Origin of the sequence: Undibacterium sp. TC4M20W (assembly GCF_049340245.1) — a bacterium.
Taxonomy (GTDB): domain Bacteria; phylum Pseudomonadota; class Gammaproteobacteria; order Burkholderiales; family Burkholderiaceae_D; genus Undibacterium.
The window spans coordinates 379,855-395,202 of the sequence record NZ_JBMPPI010000001.1; the positions used below are offsets into that span (position 1 = coordinate 379,855).

The following is a 15,348-nucleotide window of genomic DNA, read 5'->3' on the forward strand; positions in this document are numbered from 1 at the left end:
TATTGCTATTTAGCAACAATAACTATGTTTGGGTTAGGCTAAGTTATATGACGTTAACGTAAACGTCAATTAAAAATTGAAATCATGTTTTTCATGCAATTCATCGATTGCATTCATTCATATTAGTTGATTGGCAATTCTTGCATTAAGTACCCCGCTTGAATATTTGCTTAATTGCACCGTTCATTTGCGCAATTGCAATTCACGCCCTGACAATTGGTATTCCTTGCGTCTGTCACCTGTTTCGGTGACAAGCACCACACTCAAGTCCTTGCAGCTAGCATGAGCACCCGCTATGCGTACTACCCCATTCCATGCGCGCACATCAAACAGACTGGAAGCACCATGACCTGCGCTGGCATGCAAGACCGCAGTGCCAGAACTCGGGCTGATAATTTCCACACTCCAGTCTTTAGGGATGCCTGCCAAGCCCCAGAATTCTCCGCAGGCTTGCGTCAGTTTCAATTCAGTAAGCCGTTCGCCATCTTCCCTCGCCAGCGCCAGCCAGGGTAAGTAGAGGCGCAAAATTGAGGCTGGTGCAGCATTGGCAGTTGCCATGCACAGGCCAGATGCGGCTATTGATATCACCAAGAGTTTTTTGAACATACGGAGCAGGATAAAGTTTTGGTCAGCTTGCTCTGCAACATTCAGCAAGGCTCACTTTTGTCAAAGTGAGCCTTGTCTGATCATCGTTCACGCTACGCGTGACACTTCCTTGATCACCACAGGTATTTGCGGATTCAGCAAAACTGCTTTCTCAGCATGATACGCCTGCATCGCCTTTTCTTTGACATGGCCGTAACCGCGTATCTTTTCAGGCAGACTCGCGAGAGCAATGGCTTGTTCCAGATTATCTGCATTCAAACCAGCGGCCAGCTTTTCCATCAGGGCAGTGTATTCAACAATGAGGGCGCGCTCGGCCTTGCGTTCTTCTGTGCGGCCAAAAATATCCAGTGCCGTACCACGCAAGCCCTTGAGCTTGGCCAGCAGCTTGAATGCCTGCCAGACCCAGGAACCATATTGCGCTTTGACCAGATGACCTTGTCCGTCTTTCTTCGAGAAGATAGGTGGAGCCAGATTGAATTTCAGGCTGAAGTCGCCTTCAAACTGTTGCTTCAGTTTTGCCGTGAAATCGCCATTGGTGTACAGGCGTGCGACTTCATACTCATCCTTGTAGGCCATGAGTTTGAACGCATATTTGGCGACTGCCATGCTGAACTTGTTACCGGCATTCAATGCAGATTCAGCCTTGCGCACCTTGTCAACCAGGTCCGCATATTGTTGGGCGTAAGCGGCGTTCTGGTAATCCGTCAATACCGCAATGCGGCGCTTGACGAGCGTATCCAGGCTTTGCGGCATCTGGATGACGACAGGCTGGCCGGGGATGGCGATTTTTTCTACGCGGGCAAAATCCACCGCAGCACGGCGGCCCCAGAGGAAGGCTTTCTTGTTGGCGTCTATAGCAACGCCATTCAGTTCAATGGCGCGCAGCAAGGCGGTTTCAGATACCGGTATCGCACCCTTTTGATAAGCAAAACCGAGCATGAACAGATTGGTGGCGATGGAATCGCCCATCAAAGCGGTTGCCAGTTTGGTGGCATTGATGAAATCAACATTACCACCGACTGATTCAGAAATCAGGTGTTCAACTGACTCCAGCGGGAATTGCCAGTCAGGGTTCCTGGCGAACGGGCCGGTCGGTTGTTCATGAGTATTGATGACGGCACGGGTACGGTCTGCACGCATTTTGGAAATGGCATCATGTGCACCAGCGGTCAGGATATCGCAGCCCAAAATCAGATCAGCTTCGCCCGTTGCTATACGTTGTGCACGCAATTTGCCAGCCTGATTGACTATGCGTATGTGCGAAGTCACCGAGCCATTTTTTTGCGACATGCCCGTCATGTCTAGTACTGATGCACCCTTGCCTTCCAGATGCGCGGCCATGCCCAGCAAGGCACCGACCGTGATCACACCTGTGCCGCCTATGCCGTTCAACAGGATGTTGTAAGAGCTTTCACAGGCTGGCAATTGTGGCTCTGGAAGCGCGCCGAAATCATCAGTCTTTGCCGTGCCAGTCTTGGACTTGACCAGCTTGCCGCCTTCTACCGTGACAAAGCTCGGGCAGAAACCCTTGACGCAGGAATAATCCTTGTTGCAAGACGACTGGTCTATGCTGCGCTTGCGGCCAAATTCTGTTTCCACCGGCATGATGGACGTACAGTTGGATTGCACGCCACAGTCGCCACAGCCTTCACAAACTGCTTCATTGATGAACATGCGCTGGTTAGGGTCAGGGAATTCACCTTTTTTGCGACGACGACGTTTTTCTGCAGCACAGGTCTGGTCGTAAATAAGAACGGTCGCGCCAGGGATGTCGCGCAATTCACGTTGCACCGCATCCATATCCTTGCGGTCATGCAGAGTTAAAAAGCTGGGCAGGTTGGAGCGGTCTGTGTAACGTGACAAATCCTCAGTCACCAGGGCGATGCGCTTGACACCTTCTGCTGCCATTTGCTGCGCCATCATCGGTACGCTGATAATGCCATCGACGGGTTGTCCGCCCGTCATCGCCACTGCATCGTTATACAAAATCTTGTAGGTGATATTGACCTTGGCAGCCACGGCTGCGCGTATTGCCAGATAACCGGAATGGAAGTAAGTACCGTCACCGAGGTTCTGGAACACATGCGGCAAAGTCGAGAATGCGGCCTGGCCTATCCACGGTGCACCTTCACCACCCATGTGGGTAGTCAGCTTATTGAATTCGGGGTAAATCGCGGTCGCCATGACGTGGCAACCTATGCCTGCCAGTGCCAGGCTGCCTTCTGGCACCTTGGTCGAAGTATTGTGCGGGCAACCTGAGCAATAGTAAGCCGGGCGTGCAGGTGTATTGACCTGCTTGCTGAGCACGACATCCTTGGCTTCCAAAAATGCCAGGCGTGCCTTGATCAGATCGCTGGTATGGAAGCGGGCGATGCGGGAAGAAATCACGCGGGCAATTTGCGCTACCGAAAAGTCAGCCTTCGAAGTCAGCAACCATTCACCACGCGGATGTACCCATTCGCCTTTTTCATCGAACTTGCCAATGACGCGCGGGCGTACATCGTCGCGCCAGTTATATAGTTGTTCCTTGAGCTGGTACTCGACCATCTGGCGTTTTTCTTCAACGACCAGAATTTCATCGAGACCCTGGGCGAATTCGCGCACGCCATCCGGCTCAAGTGGCCAGGGCATGGATACCTTGAACAGGCGTATGCCTATCTCGGCAGCAAATTTTTCATCTATACCCAGTTCTTCTAGCGCTTCCAGCACGTCGAGGTAAGACTTTCCGGACGCCACGATACCCAGACGTGCCGTCGGGCTGTCTATGGTGACATGATTGAGTTTATTGATGCGGGCATACGCCAGGGCTGCATAGATTTTGTAATCCTGCATCAGGGCTTCCTGCTTGCGTGCCTGTATGCCCAGGGTATCCAGAGACAAACGCGTGTTCAGGCCACCTTCAGGCATGACAAAATCTTGCGGTATCTTGATTTGCAGGCGGAAAGGGTCAGCATCGACCGACGAGGTCGATTCCACGGTATCTGCCAGCGCCTTGAAGCCGACTGCACAGCCAGAGAAGCGCGACATGGCCCAGGCATGCAAGCCCAGGTCCAGGTATTCCTGCACATTGCTGGGGTACAGCATCGGGATCATGCAGGCAGAGAAAATATGGTCAGACTGATGCGGCAGCGTCGAAGAGTAGGCACCATGGTCATCACCGGCCACCAGCAGGACACCACCGTGTTTGGATGTGCCAGCATGGTTCATGTGTTTGAAGACGTCAGCACTACGGTCTACGCCAGGGCCTTTGCCATACCACATGCCAAATACACCATCGTATTTGGCCGGGCCTATCAGGTCTACCGTTTGCGAGCCCCATACTGCAGTCGCTGCCAGGTCTTCATTAACGCCAGGCACGAACTGCACATGGTTTTGCTCCAGCAGTTTTTTGGTTTTCCACAATGTTTCATCCAGACCACCCAGCGGAGAGCCGCGATAGCCGGAAATAAATCCCGCCGTATTCAAGCCCGCAGCCAAGTCGCGCTGGCGCTGCATCATCGGCAGTCTTACCAGGGCTTGTATGCCTGACAAAAAGATCGTGCCGCTATTCGACGTATATTTATCGTCAAGTTGCACATCATTCAATTGCGGGGGGCTGGTGATCTGGCTGGCTTCAAGCGCATCACTGGATGCTTCTTGATTTCTATTGCCTGCTCTGGCAAGGGACGAGAGTCCAGCAGACTCCATGGTGGTGTCGGATGACATAAGGTGGCTCCAAAATTTGTGATTTAGATCGCAAAGAGCATGCGTTGTATCCGGTAAGACACAATTTTGCTCGTAGCCTATAGCGAGGTATCAGAGATAGGCTCTCGTTGCGTTGGTAGTGATAACTACCATTTTATTCGAATCCTGGACAAAATTCGATGTCAAGACATTACGTCTGTCGCATTTGACTACGTCAAAACTACATCAAATACGGCTGACAGCGTCTGCATTTCCTTTTATCCGGATCAAAGAGACATCAAAAGAAGCTTTCGAAATTTCGCTGCAGCGCTTCTTCGACTTCCTTTGAAATCTGCTGTGTTCACAGTGTAGGTGGAATACGCGCTTGTGGAAAATATGGAATTAAAATAGGGGTATCATAAAAAATGATAGCTCTTACATTGCGGGAAAAAAATTGTGAACAAAAAAAGCGGGAGCATGTAGCTCCCGCAATCTCCTGTAACGAAGAAAAAACCAGACTGAGTTTTACTTCCACCTATTTGCTGGAATACATGCCTGCATAACGTATGCCGAAATACAGGATGAAGGTATAGCAGGCCGCAGGCACATAGAAAGACGCATGCAAGCCTATGCTGTCAGCCAGATAGCCTTGCAGGAAAGGCACCAAGGCACCGCCGACGATGGCCATGCACAAAATGCCGGAGCCCTGACCTGTCAAAGGCCCAAGCTTGTTCAGGGCCATGCTGAAGATGGTCGGGAACATAATGGAGTTGCACAAGCCCACCGCCAGTATCGCCCACATCGCCAATGTGCCATGGCTATAGATGGCCGTCAGGATCAGGATGATGGCAGCGGCAGAATTAAATGCCAGGGTCTTGCCCGGGCTGACCTTGCGCATGACGGCAAAGCCAATGAAACGCCCGACCATGGCACCACCCCAGTAAAAACTCACATAGTGCGCAGCGACCGCAGGTGGCAATGCACCCACATCTGCCTCACCGAGGAAATTGATGAGGAAACTGCCTATGCTGACTTCGCCACCGACATATAAAAATATACCAATTGCCCCCATGAGAAGATGGCCGTGCGACAACACCGATGTCCTGGTGCTGCTGACGCTGTTGACATTGGTATTGCTTTCTTCTGCATGTGTAATCTTAGGCAGGCGGGCAAAGGCGAACAAGACTGCCAGTAGCAGCAATGCACCCGCCAGCATCAGATAGGGCATTTGCACCGCGGCACCGGCGCTGGCACGATAAGTGATTTGCTCTGCTGCGGGCAATTGATTAATTTCTACCGCTGTCAATGCAGCACCAGACAAAATCAATATGCCGCCGAGGATAGGCGCTACCGTGGTACCCAGGGAATTGAAAGCTTGCGTCAAGGTTAGACGGCTGGAGGCTGTTTTTGCTTCCCCCAATACCGTGACATAGGGATTGGCAGCAACTTGCAAAATCGTGATGCCAGATGCCAGTACAAAAAAAGCCAGTAAGAACAGTGCATAGCTGCCCATGGATGCAGGATAAAACATGGCGCAACCAGTGGCGGCAATGACAAGGCCAGTCACTGCGCCATGCTGATAACCAATTTTTTTGATCAGCATACCGGCAGGCAGGGACACAATAAAGTAGGCACCAAAAAAACAAAACTGTACCAATGTCGCCTGCACATAACTGAGTGTGTAAATTGATTTCAGATGCGGGATCAGCACATCATTGAGTGAAGTCAGAAAACCCCACATGAAAAACAAAATCGTCACGATGACGAGAGAGCTGGTCTGGCTTCTGGCATTGCCGTCAGATGTGACGGCAGCGGTTGTCGGTAATGAAGTTTCCAAGATGTAGCTCCTTATTAAATTTTTTCTTGCTTGCCAAGATGATCTGCCAGCATGGCTGATACACCGAGAAAGGCTGGATATTCTTCAGTGATCAGATAAGTCGGTATCTGCGCCAGAAAACTGCTGAGCCGCCCCTTGGCTTCAAAACGCTGACGAAACGTCGAGGCAGCAAACAAGCGACCCAGCCTGGGGACGATGCCCCCACCTATATACATGCCGCCAGTCGCCCCAAGGGTCAGCGCGACATTGCCTGCCATACTGCCCAGAATGGCGCAGAAATGCTCAACCGTGCGCAGGCAATCTGCGCAACTGCCATCAAGTGCGCGGCGCGTGATATCTGCGGCATCCATCGTTTTGCCAGAGATGACAGTACAGATCAATTCCAGCCCCTTGCCTGACAACAGGCGTTCTGCCGAGACATGTTCATATTGTTGCCACAGCGCTTCCAATATGCGCATTTCTTCACGGTTGGCTGGTGCAAAGCTGGCATGCCCGCCTTCACTGGACAAAGCTGCCCAGGAATTACCAGCAGGGATAATGCCGGACACACCCAGCCCAGTTCCAGCACCGATCAAACCTATGGTGCCACCCGGCATCTCCGCACCACCACCAATTCTTTGCAACTGGCTGGCGTCAAGATAAGGCAAGGCCATCGCGAGTGCCGTGAAATCATTGATGACGAGCAGACTGCTGAAATCGAGTTGCGCACGCACAGCAGAGATGGAAAAACTCCAGTGATGATTGGTCATGCGTACGCTATCGCCATCGATGGGGTTGGCGATAGCGATGGCGGCGTTTTTTATACCTGTTATACGTGCTTCATGCCGGATCTGTACTTGCCTGACCGCGTCGCTGGCGAGATAGCTTTTTATCGCATCAGGCAAGCCAGGATAGTCAGCGCAAGCCAGCACGCTGACTGCCTCAAACTGACGCTCTGCGGTTTCCAGCGCAAAGCGGGCATTAGTGCCGCCTATATCGGCCAGCAGGCGCGGGTAAATCGGATTAATCTTCTGACTAGACATCATTTCAGCTCTGCGCAATTCAAGGCGTCCGGTTCTTTGGCTGCGCCACCGACTATCTGTATATTCGTGAAGGCAGCGCTGAAAGCGGCTGTACTGCTGATGCTGAATGGCACATCCACGCTATTGAGCTTGACGCCTTTGGTCGTGAAACAGGACAAGGGAACTTTGATAGTCTGTTTTTCTTTTTTGCCAGCCAGGCGTTTGAAGGCTTCGGTCACATCCACACTGGCGCTGCAGTGATTACCACAGTGCATGGACAAACTGACCGTGCCTGCAGGTGCAGTAGCCACGATAGTGTCAAAACTCAATGCACCATCTTTGGTGGCGAAGGCAGGTATGGCTTTGCCTTGCGCCGCGCGGGCTTCCACGCGCGCTGCACCACTCCAGCTCACGAGCTTGGCATCTTGTTGGCTATTCACTTGTGAGGTTTGTACGCTGATACCTTTCATATTCAATACACGGTTCAGGTCTGATCCCACTGCCTGCTGCTCATTGCCACTGACAACATACAGAGGATAAGTCGCACGGTCAGCCTGATTGAATACTGGGTATGCATTTGTCACGCCGCAACCACCGGATGGGTATTTGCTATCGAGCTTTCCTATTTTTGTCTTGCTGGAATAATTGAGACCATAGCCGAGCTTGAACAAAGGCGAGTAATTCGCATCATCAAAATTCAGGCTGGCCTGGCATACAGACTTGGGCCACGAGAATGACAGCGTGCCCTTGAAGTCATGCGCCACTTTGCCATCTGTAGCACGAAACAAGACATCGGCCACGCCCTTGCCTTCTGAACCTGGCAACCAGGCGGCGACAAAGCTGTCAGACAGGTTCAACAGATCATTGACGTACAGCGGGCGGCCAGAGACAAACAAGGTTACTACCGGCTTGCCCTTGCCAGACACTGCTTGCAGCACTGCCAGGTCTTCCGGGTAGCGGCTGCTATGACGCAAATTACCAGAGGGGCCAATATCGCCATACATTTCTGCGTATGGTGTTTCACCGATGACGGCAATCACGGCATCAAAGCGGCTGACATCTACGCCCTTGGCATCTGCACTGAACTCAACATTGGCATCACCGACGGCAGCCTTGATACCTGTCAGTATCGAGTCAGCATTCGGGAAGTCTGCATTCTTGTTATCCGTACCCTGCCAGGTCAGTGACCAGCCACCAGTCTGGTTGGAGATATCGTCAGCAGTCTTGCCAACCACCAAGATTTTCTTGTTGCGTGCCAGTGGCAAAGTCGCGCCATCGTTCTTCAACAAGACCAGGGATTCACGCACGGCCTGTCTGGCCAGCTCGCGGTCTTGCAGGGCATCCTGCTTGCCAGCATAGCTATTGTCAGAAGGTTTTTTGCCGAACAGGCCTGTGCGTAATTTGACACGGATGATGCGGGTCACTGCATCATCTATCCTGCTCATGGGTATTTCGCCAGACTTGACCTGGGCTATGGTGTTGCTGATGAAAGCCTTCCAGTCATCCGGTACCATGACCATGTCTATACCGGCATTGATCGCTTGCGCGCAACTGTCATTGCGGCAGCCGGGTACTTCTGCTATGCCATTCCAGTCAGTGACGATAAAACCATCAAAGCCCATTTTTGTTTTAAGTACATCTGTCAGCAGCGCCTTGCTGCCGTGCATTTTGCCGTAATCTGCGCCTGAGGCTTTATCGTTCCAGCTATTGTAGGATGCCATGACGGTTTGCGCGCCTGCTGCCAGTGCTGTCAGATAGCCTTGCCCATGTGTATTGAGCATCTGCGCATTGGTAGATAGATTCACACCCCTGTCCTTGCCCTGGTCAGTACCGCCATCGCCCATGAAATGCTTGGCAGTGGCAATGACATTGCCATCATCCATGAAGGAGCCCTGCAAGCCTTTGACATATTCACCCGCATACTGGCGCACCAGTGCACCGTCTTCAGAAAAACTTTCATAAGTGCGCCCCCATCTGTCATCACGCACTACCGCCAGCGTAGGGCCAAACACCCAGGCGATGCCGGTGGCACGCACAGACTTGCCCATGGAGCGGCCTATCTGCGCCGCCAGTTGCGGATTGTGCGCAGCACCCAGACCGATATTATGCGGGAACAGGGTAGCGCCATATACATTGCTATTACCATGTATCGCATCTATGCCCCAGACCACGGGCACTTTGACTGCCATGTCAGTCGCCATCGAAGCTTCATAATATTTATCTGCCAGCGCGACCCAGTCAGCCGCCGTACCATGCTTGTTATTGCGGTCTGGCCAGCTGCCGCCGCCATTCAGGACCGAGCCCAGGTAATAGCGGCGTACATCATCCGGTGTAATAGCCTTGATTTCTGGTTGCGTCATCTGGCCTATTTTTTGTTCCAGCGTCATGCCTGCAACGATGGCAGCAAGCTTTGCTTCGATGGCAGGGTCTTTGCTGATGACGCTCTGGACTTGCGGCCACGCTGCCAAATTCTTGTCCGGCATCTTGCCCGGTCCGTACTGGTTTGCCGTGTCTGCCGCAAACGCGTGGCTTGCTCCATATGCCAGCAGGATGGCAGAACTGATCTGTATGCTCTTATGCTTCAATTTCATCATGGTGTGCTCTTTATTATGGAAGGAATCTGCTGATTCGCTTTTGTCTCTTTATTGATGGTACTTAGTTTATACGTCGAATTTTTGCGTTCATGTTTTTCTTTTATATACGCGCACATAATCTACCAGCATCTGTTGCGGGAACCTGGTATTTGCATCTGGCGCGCCAGGCCATTCACCACCTATGGCGAGATTCAGGATGATGAAAAATCCATGGTCAAATACCCACTTGCCCGGCACGTTCGCGGGGCTGGCCTGATGATATAGCTGACCATCAAGATACCAGCGTATCTGCGTCGCATCCCACTCGACGGAATAAATGTGAAAGTCATCAGCCAGTTTGCCCTGCGCGAGTTTTTTTGAACCACCAAAACCAGTGGCGCCATAATAGCCCGGCCCATGCAGGGTAGCGTAGCTGGTCGCTGCTTCCTTGCCTATGTTTTCCATGATGTCGATTTCGCCGCGCTCTGGCCAGCCAGCAGCACTAGCCTCTGCACCCAGTAGCCAGAATGCAGGCCAGACACCCTGGCCTGCGGGTATCTTGATACGTGCCTCGAAACGGCCATAAGTGAATTCACGCAAACCAGCGGTCTTGATACGTGCCGAGGTGTAGTCACTGCCAGCAAATTTTTCTTGCCTGGCTTCGATAACCAGCATGCCATTTTCCAACCGGAGATTTTCCTTTCGGGCTGTGTAGTTTTCCAGTTCATGATTACCCCAACCATGCCCGCCGGTTTCTATCTGCCAGCTCTGTAAGTCCAGTTTGTCAGCTGCAAATTCATCGGCCCAGACCAGTTCCCAGCCATGCTGCAAATTGGGCGCGACTTGGGTTTGCACGAGATTGCTGCTGCCCCCGCAAGCGGTGAGCAGCAATAAACTCAGGTAAGTCAAACATGCTGGCAAAGATATCTGTTTTTTCATGCTGTCTGCCGTTTTGCTCATTACAAAATCAAAAAACCTGATGGATGATGCATGCATCCATCAGGTCTTCATTGCTTAATAGCTTGCACCTACCTTGATGCCAAAAGAGCGCTGGTCTATATAACTCGCTCCCATTTTTCCACCACCTGCATTCCAGCCATTGGTCTTGGCCTTGGCATCGCTGAAGTTACGTACGTAGGCTTCAACAAACCATTTGTCGTTTGGCGCTACCAGCTTCAATGACAAATCGCCTTTGGCATAAGCTTTTTGCGTCAGACCGATATGGGCGTTATCGAAATTGCGCAAATCAAAATACACCTTATCTTGCCAACGCATCCCTATCCATGGCGTCAGCGTGTAACCATTGTCGAGTGCAAACTCTTGCGAGAAGTTCATGCCAAAGGTGAACTTGGGTGCATTCGGCATTTGATTGCCTTCGAGGTTATAGGCACGGCGACCACGCAATCTGTCATCAGTACCCAGATAAACTGCTGGGCAAGGGACAGCGCCAAACTCTGCACGTTGGTCACAGGCATAGCCATCATCATAAGAATCATAATCATGGATCACGCTTTTCAGGTAACTGAAGAAGCCGCCGAGTTTGGCACCCGGCCATGGACGATAATCCCACTCAGTTTCTATACCTGACAAATTGACCTTGGCAACGTTGACGGTTTGCCACGCGGTTGCCACATCACAAGTTGGTGCCCATGAAGGACAAGGCAGGTTGTCTGGCGTAGTGACCTTGGCCAGGAAGTTGCTGCCAGTCTGCTGCATGTCCTTGTACTGCATAGCGAACAGGACCACGGACAAGGCCAGACGGTTATCCAGCAATTTGCCTTTGTAACCCAATTCAAAATTGGTGACAGTTTCTGGCTTATAGGTCAGGTAGGTGATCTGCTCTTTTTTGTTGTCACCATACACGCAGGTAGTCTGGCCGCACTTGTTGGTACGATCACCAAAACCGCCCGACTTATAACCGGTTGCCAAAGCTGCATACACCATATCGCTTGGTGTCAACTGTGCCTGCAGACCAAGGCGGTAAGTGCCTTTGCTCCAGCTGTCGCTATGGTCATTATTGGTACCAGGACCATAACCTGCGTAGGCGGCTGCACCACCCAGTGTACCCATTTGCGGCGTGATCTGGTTGCCGTTAGGTGTGCGGTAACTGTCAGTACCCGGGGTGCCATAGTCAAACAGGCCATTGTAGTAGCCATAGCTTTGACCGCCCCAGCTATTGCCACCATAGTTCATACCACCAACGTCGGTCTTGGTATCGCGTGTGTAGCGTGCGCCTACGGTCGCTGTCCAGACCGGAGTAAACTTCCAGTCAGCCTGTGCGAACAGGGCTTTGGAATCTATCTGACGGTCAGGCTGGGCGTAGAACTGGCTGATAGGGATATTATTGGGACCATAGTGCATCTGTTCCTGGCCAAAATTGATGGCATTTTTTTCATGCATCCAGAATGCACCAGCTACATATTGCCAGTTGTCAAAGCTCTGCTTCAGTTGCAGCTCATGGACGGTGGACAGGTATTTGGAATTCAGGGTACGCGTGAGGTTATCCGAGATAGGCCAAACTGACCAGTTACCATCTACCGGATTGCGACCTGTGACTTCAAAATCATAGGGTGAGACGCCGCCATCGTCGTCATGCACCTGGCTGCGTTTTTGGTTCGCATAGACGAAGCCATATTCCAGCGCGGTATTCTTGTTCACGTTCCAGATTGCTTTGGAGCGCACCGTGTCTATCGACATATCCACTTTACCTGGCACATTGATGAGCACATCATATTGACCGCGCACACAGGCCCAGCGCGTGCCAGCGGACTGGTCACAATCTCGCATGCCTATGTAGCCAGCGCCAGAATCCTGGAAATGTTCATACGCGAGTTGCCATTCGAGGTCACTGTTGACTTTCAGCCTGGCTGCCAGACGACCTGCCCACTGGTTCTGGTTGTTGTAGCCATCTGCCTTGGATACTTTGCTGTTGAAGCGCTGGGTAACGTCAGGTATGCCATCGGGCTTCCAGCCCAGTGCCGGGATATTCGCTTCCGAGAAATCCTGCATCTGATTGAACGGGCTGTCCCTGGTGACTTTCATCAAGGTAGCACGCAGGGCCAGATTGTCACCGACTGCAATATTCTGTATGACATTGAGATTGCGCAGATTCAGGCTGCCGGTTTCAAAAGATGCGCTGCCGTAGGTAGAACCAAATTCCGGCTTGGCCGGGATGATGTTGATACTGCCTGCAGTCGAATTACGGCCAAACAAAGTACCTTGCGGACCACGCAGGACTTCTACCTGGTCCAGGTCAAACATCAGGGCCTGCGCACCTTGTGGGCGCGGCGAATACAGCCCATCAATATGCAGGCCAGCCGAGGGGTCACCAATCTCGGTAAAGTTGGTGGCGGTAATGCCGCGTATAGTAATCTTGACTGCTGAGTCATTGGCCTGACCATCCATCTGCACGTTCGGCAATTCGCCAGAGATGCCAGACAAATTGGTGATACCTTGCTTGCTCAGTTTTTCCTGGCTGAAGGCGGTGACGGCCAATGGTGTTTTCAATAATGAGGTGGCGCGGCGGGTAGCGGTAACTGTGATTTCTTGTACTTCAGACTTATCTGCATCTGATTTTTTTGCTTTGGACTTGCTTTCTACTTCTGCCGTTTTGCTGCTTTCCTGATCTTGTGCCCATGCATAAGTTGTCAGTTGCGCGCAGGCGCTGGCGACAGCCAGGCTGATCAGGGTACGCTTGGTTATTTGATGAAACATCATGTCTCCCATATTTTTTTCAGTTATCGGTTGACGGTAGTGAAGCTCACTAGCGGTCGCCGTGGTCCGCACATGATCTTGCATGCGCGTCTTACTGGTATTTTTTGTTTTGGCTGACGTCTTTGCGCCATGCACATATATTGCTGAAAACACTGTCCTGCATTACCCAAGATGAAATATCCGCAATCAAATATTTTCAATGGGAAGGTTTCCAATTTTATCGAAAAAACATAGTGATACCCCCGTTTCTTTTTGTCAATGAAAATGTAATTTGGTTACAGACCACTTTATTCTGCAAGATGGCAGGCATATTGATCGCGTCTGTTTTTTGTCTGTCTTCTGGTCTGTCTTTTTTCTTCTTATGCCGCCGAAGATTCCTGGCTTTGCTGCGTTGCGGCAGTTGCTGCCTTCGCTGTGGTCGTTGCGTCTTTTGCTTTTTCTGTTTCCAGCAAGAAGTCGCGGTACCAATGCGCACTCAGTTTTGGCGTGCGTTTTTGCGTGATGAAATCGACATATACGATGCCGAATCTGCGCGAACAGCCCTCTGCCCATTCGAAGTTATCCAGCAAGCTCCAGAGGAAATAACCTTTGACCTGGCAACCCAGGCGTATTGCCTCTTTGACAGCCAGCAGATGGCGTATCAGATAATCGCGGCGCAATTCATCCCTGATCTGACCGTCATTATCAACATGGTCATCATAGGTTGCGCCGTTCTCAGTAATGTACATGGCATGCGGCTGGTAATCGTCCTGTATGCGCTTGAGCAAACTGGTCATGCCTTCTGGTGCAATCTCCCAGCCGAATGCCGTACGCTCTACACCTACCGCATCAACCAGGCGCGTGTTCAGTGGCGAAGCACCGGGTGCGTGTTCTATGATTTCAGGGAAGTAGAAATTCACACCCAGAAAATCTGTGGAAACTGCCATGGCCTGCAGATCGCCCTCGTACACCACCGGGGCGTAATCTCCCAGCGCCTGCCAGACATCCTGAGGATAACCACGGCCATACAGCGGATCGAGATACCAGCGGTTACGCAAACCATCATGCAGGCGAGCGGCGGCAAAATCCTCAGGCTTGTCACTTGCGGCAGAGATAGGATGCAGATTCAGTGCCAGACCTATTCTTGCATCCGCAACATTGGCCCGTATGACGGGTGTTGCCAGGCCGTGCGACAGCAATACATGATGGCAAACCTGAATTGCTGTCTTGAAGTCCTTGATACCCGGCGCATGGATGCCATCAGCATGACCCAGCATGGCTGTACACCATGGTTCATTGTGGGTGATCCAGTGCTTGACCCTGTCACCCAGATGTTCAGTGATGACATCGGCAAATTCGACAAAGGCATGTACGGTATCGCGTGATGCCCAGCCACCCTGGTCTTGCAGGTATTGTGGCAAATCCCAGTGATACAGGGTGGCCCAGGGTTGCAGGCCGCGTTCCAGCATGCCATCGACCAGACGCGAATAAAATGCCAGCCCTTCAGGATTTGGCTTGCTGTCTGGCCCGGAAAATATGCGTGGCCAGGAAATAGAGAAACGGTAAGCATTGCTGCCAAGGCTCTGAGCAATATCCAGGTCTTCAGCCCAGTGATGGTAATGGTCAGAGGCTACCGCGCCGCTGCTGCCATCACGTATGGTTCCTGCTTGCTCACAAAAGCTATCCCAGATAGATGGAACGCGGCCATCTGTCGCTGCTGCGCCTTCTATCTGATAGGCAGAAGTTGCCGTACCCCATAAAAAGTCGCTGTTAAAATCTGTGCGCTGCAACTGCGTAGCAAGTGACGGAACTGCATGAAGAAGATTTTTTCTCATATTTTGCTTGCTCAATCTAAAGTTGATTCAAATTAAAATTATTTGGAAAGCTTTCCAATTCTGATTAAAAAATTTTGAGTATTTGCTACTCAGAATTTTTGTATTCGCTTATCGCTAACTCTTTCCTGCGTCCCCACCAA

The 15,348-nt window shown here is 51.5% G+C and carries 8 protein-coding genes; all 8 read right to left on the reverse strand.

Annotation, left to right across the window (positions count from 1 at the left end):
• Positions 1 to 183 precede the first annotated feature (183 nt).
• The gene (locus tag ACO0LL_RS01865) at positions 184 to 606 is read right to left on the reverse strand and encodes a hypothetical protein (protein WP_422949188.1); all 423 of its coding nucleotides are present in this window, start codon (positions 604 to 606) and stop codon (positions 184 to 186) included.
• Between the two features lie 87 nt (positions 607 to 693).
• Positions 694 to 4,311: an indolepyruvate ferredoxin oxidoreductase family protein gene (locus tag ACO0LL_RS01870; protein WP_422949189.1), complete on the reverse strand. Its 3,618-nt coding sequence runs from the start codon at positions 4,309 to 4,311 to the stop codon at positions 694 to 696.
• Between the two features lie 493 nt (positions 4,312 to 4,804).
• The gene (locus ACO0LL_RS01875) at positions 4,805 to 6,106 is read right to left on the reverse strand and encodes a sugar MFS transporter (RefSeq protein WP_422949190.1); all 1,302 of its coding nucleotides are present in this window, start codon (positions 6,104 to 6,106) and stop codon (positions 4,805 to 4,807) included.
• A gap of 14 nt (positions 6,107 to 6,120) precedes the next feature.
• Positions 6,121 to 7,128 carry a glucokinase gene (locus tag ACO0LL_RS01880; RefSeq protein ID WP_422949191.1) on the reverse strand — a complete coding sequence of 336 codons (1,008 nt, stop codon included), beginning with the start codon at positions 7,126 to 7,128 and terminating at the stop codon, positions 6,121 to 6,123.
• A complete protein-coding gene (locus tag ACO0LL_RS01885; protein WP_422949192.1) occupies positions 7,128 to 9,701 on the reverse strand; it encodes a glycoside hydrolase family 3 protein in 2,574 nt (857 codons plus the stop codon). Before ACO0LL_RS01885 ends, ACO0LL_RS01880 begins: the two co-directional genes overlap by 1 nt.
• 87 nt (positions 9,702 to 9,788) lie before the next feature.
• The gene (locus ACO0LL_RS01890; RefSeq protein ID WP_422949193.1) at positions 9,789 to 10,619 is read right to left on the reverse strand and encodes a glycoside hydrolase family 16 protein; all 831 of its coding nucleotides are present in this window, start codon (positions 10,617 to 10,619) and stop codon (positions 9,789 to 9,791) included.
• Between the two features lie 75 nt (positions 10,620 to 10,694).
• Positions 10,695 to 13,394, reverse strand: a complete 2,700-nt coding sequence (locus tag ACO0LL_RS01895) for a TonB-dependent receptor (protein WP_422949194.1) — start codon at positions 13,392 to 13,394, stop codon at positions 10,695 to 10,697.
• 359 nt (positions 13,395 to 13,753) lie between these two features.
• Positions 13,754 to 15,208 carry a GH1 family beta-glucosidase gene (locus ACO0LL_RS01900; protein ID WP_422949195.1) on the reverse strand — a complete coding sequence of 485 codons (1,455 nt, stop codon included), beginning with the start codon at positions 15,206 to 15,208 and terminating at the stop codon, positions 13,754 to 13,756.
• Positions 15,209 to 15,348: the final 140 nt, after the last annotated feature.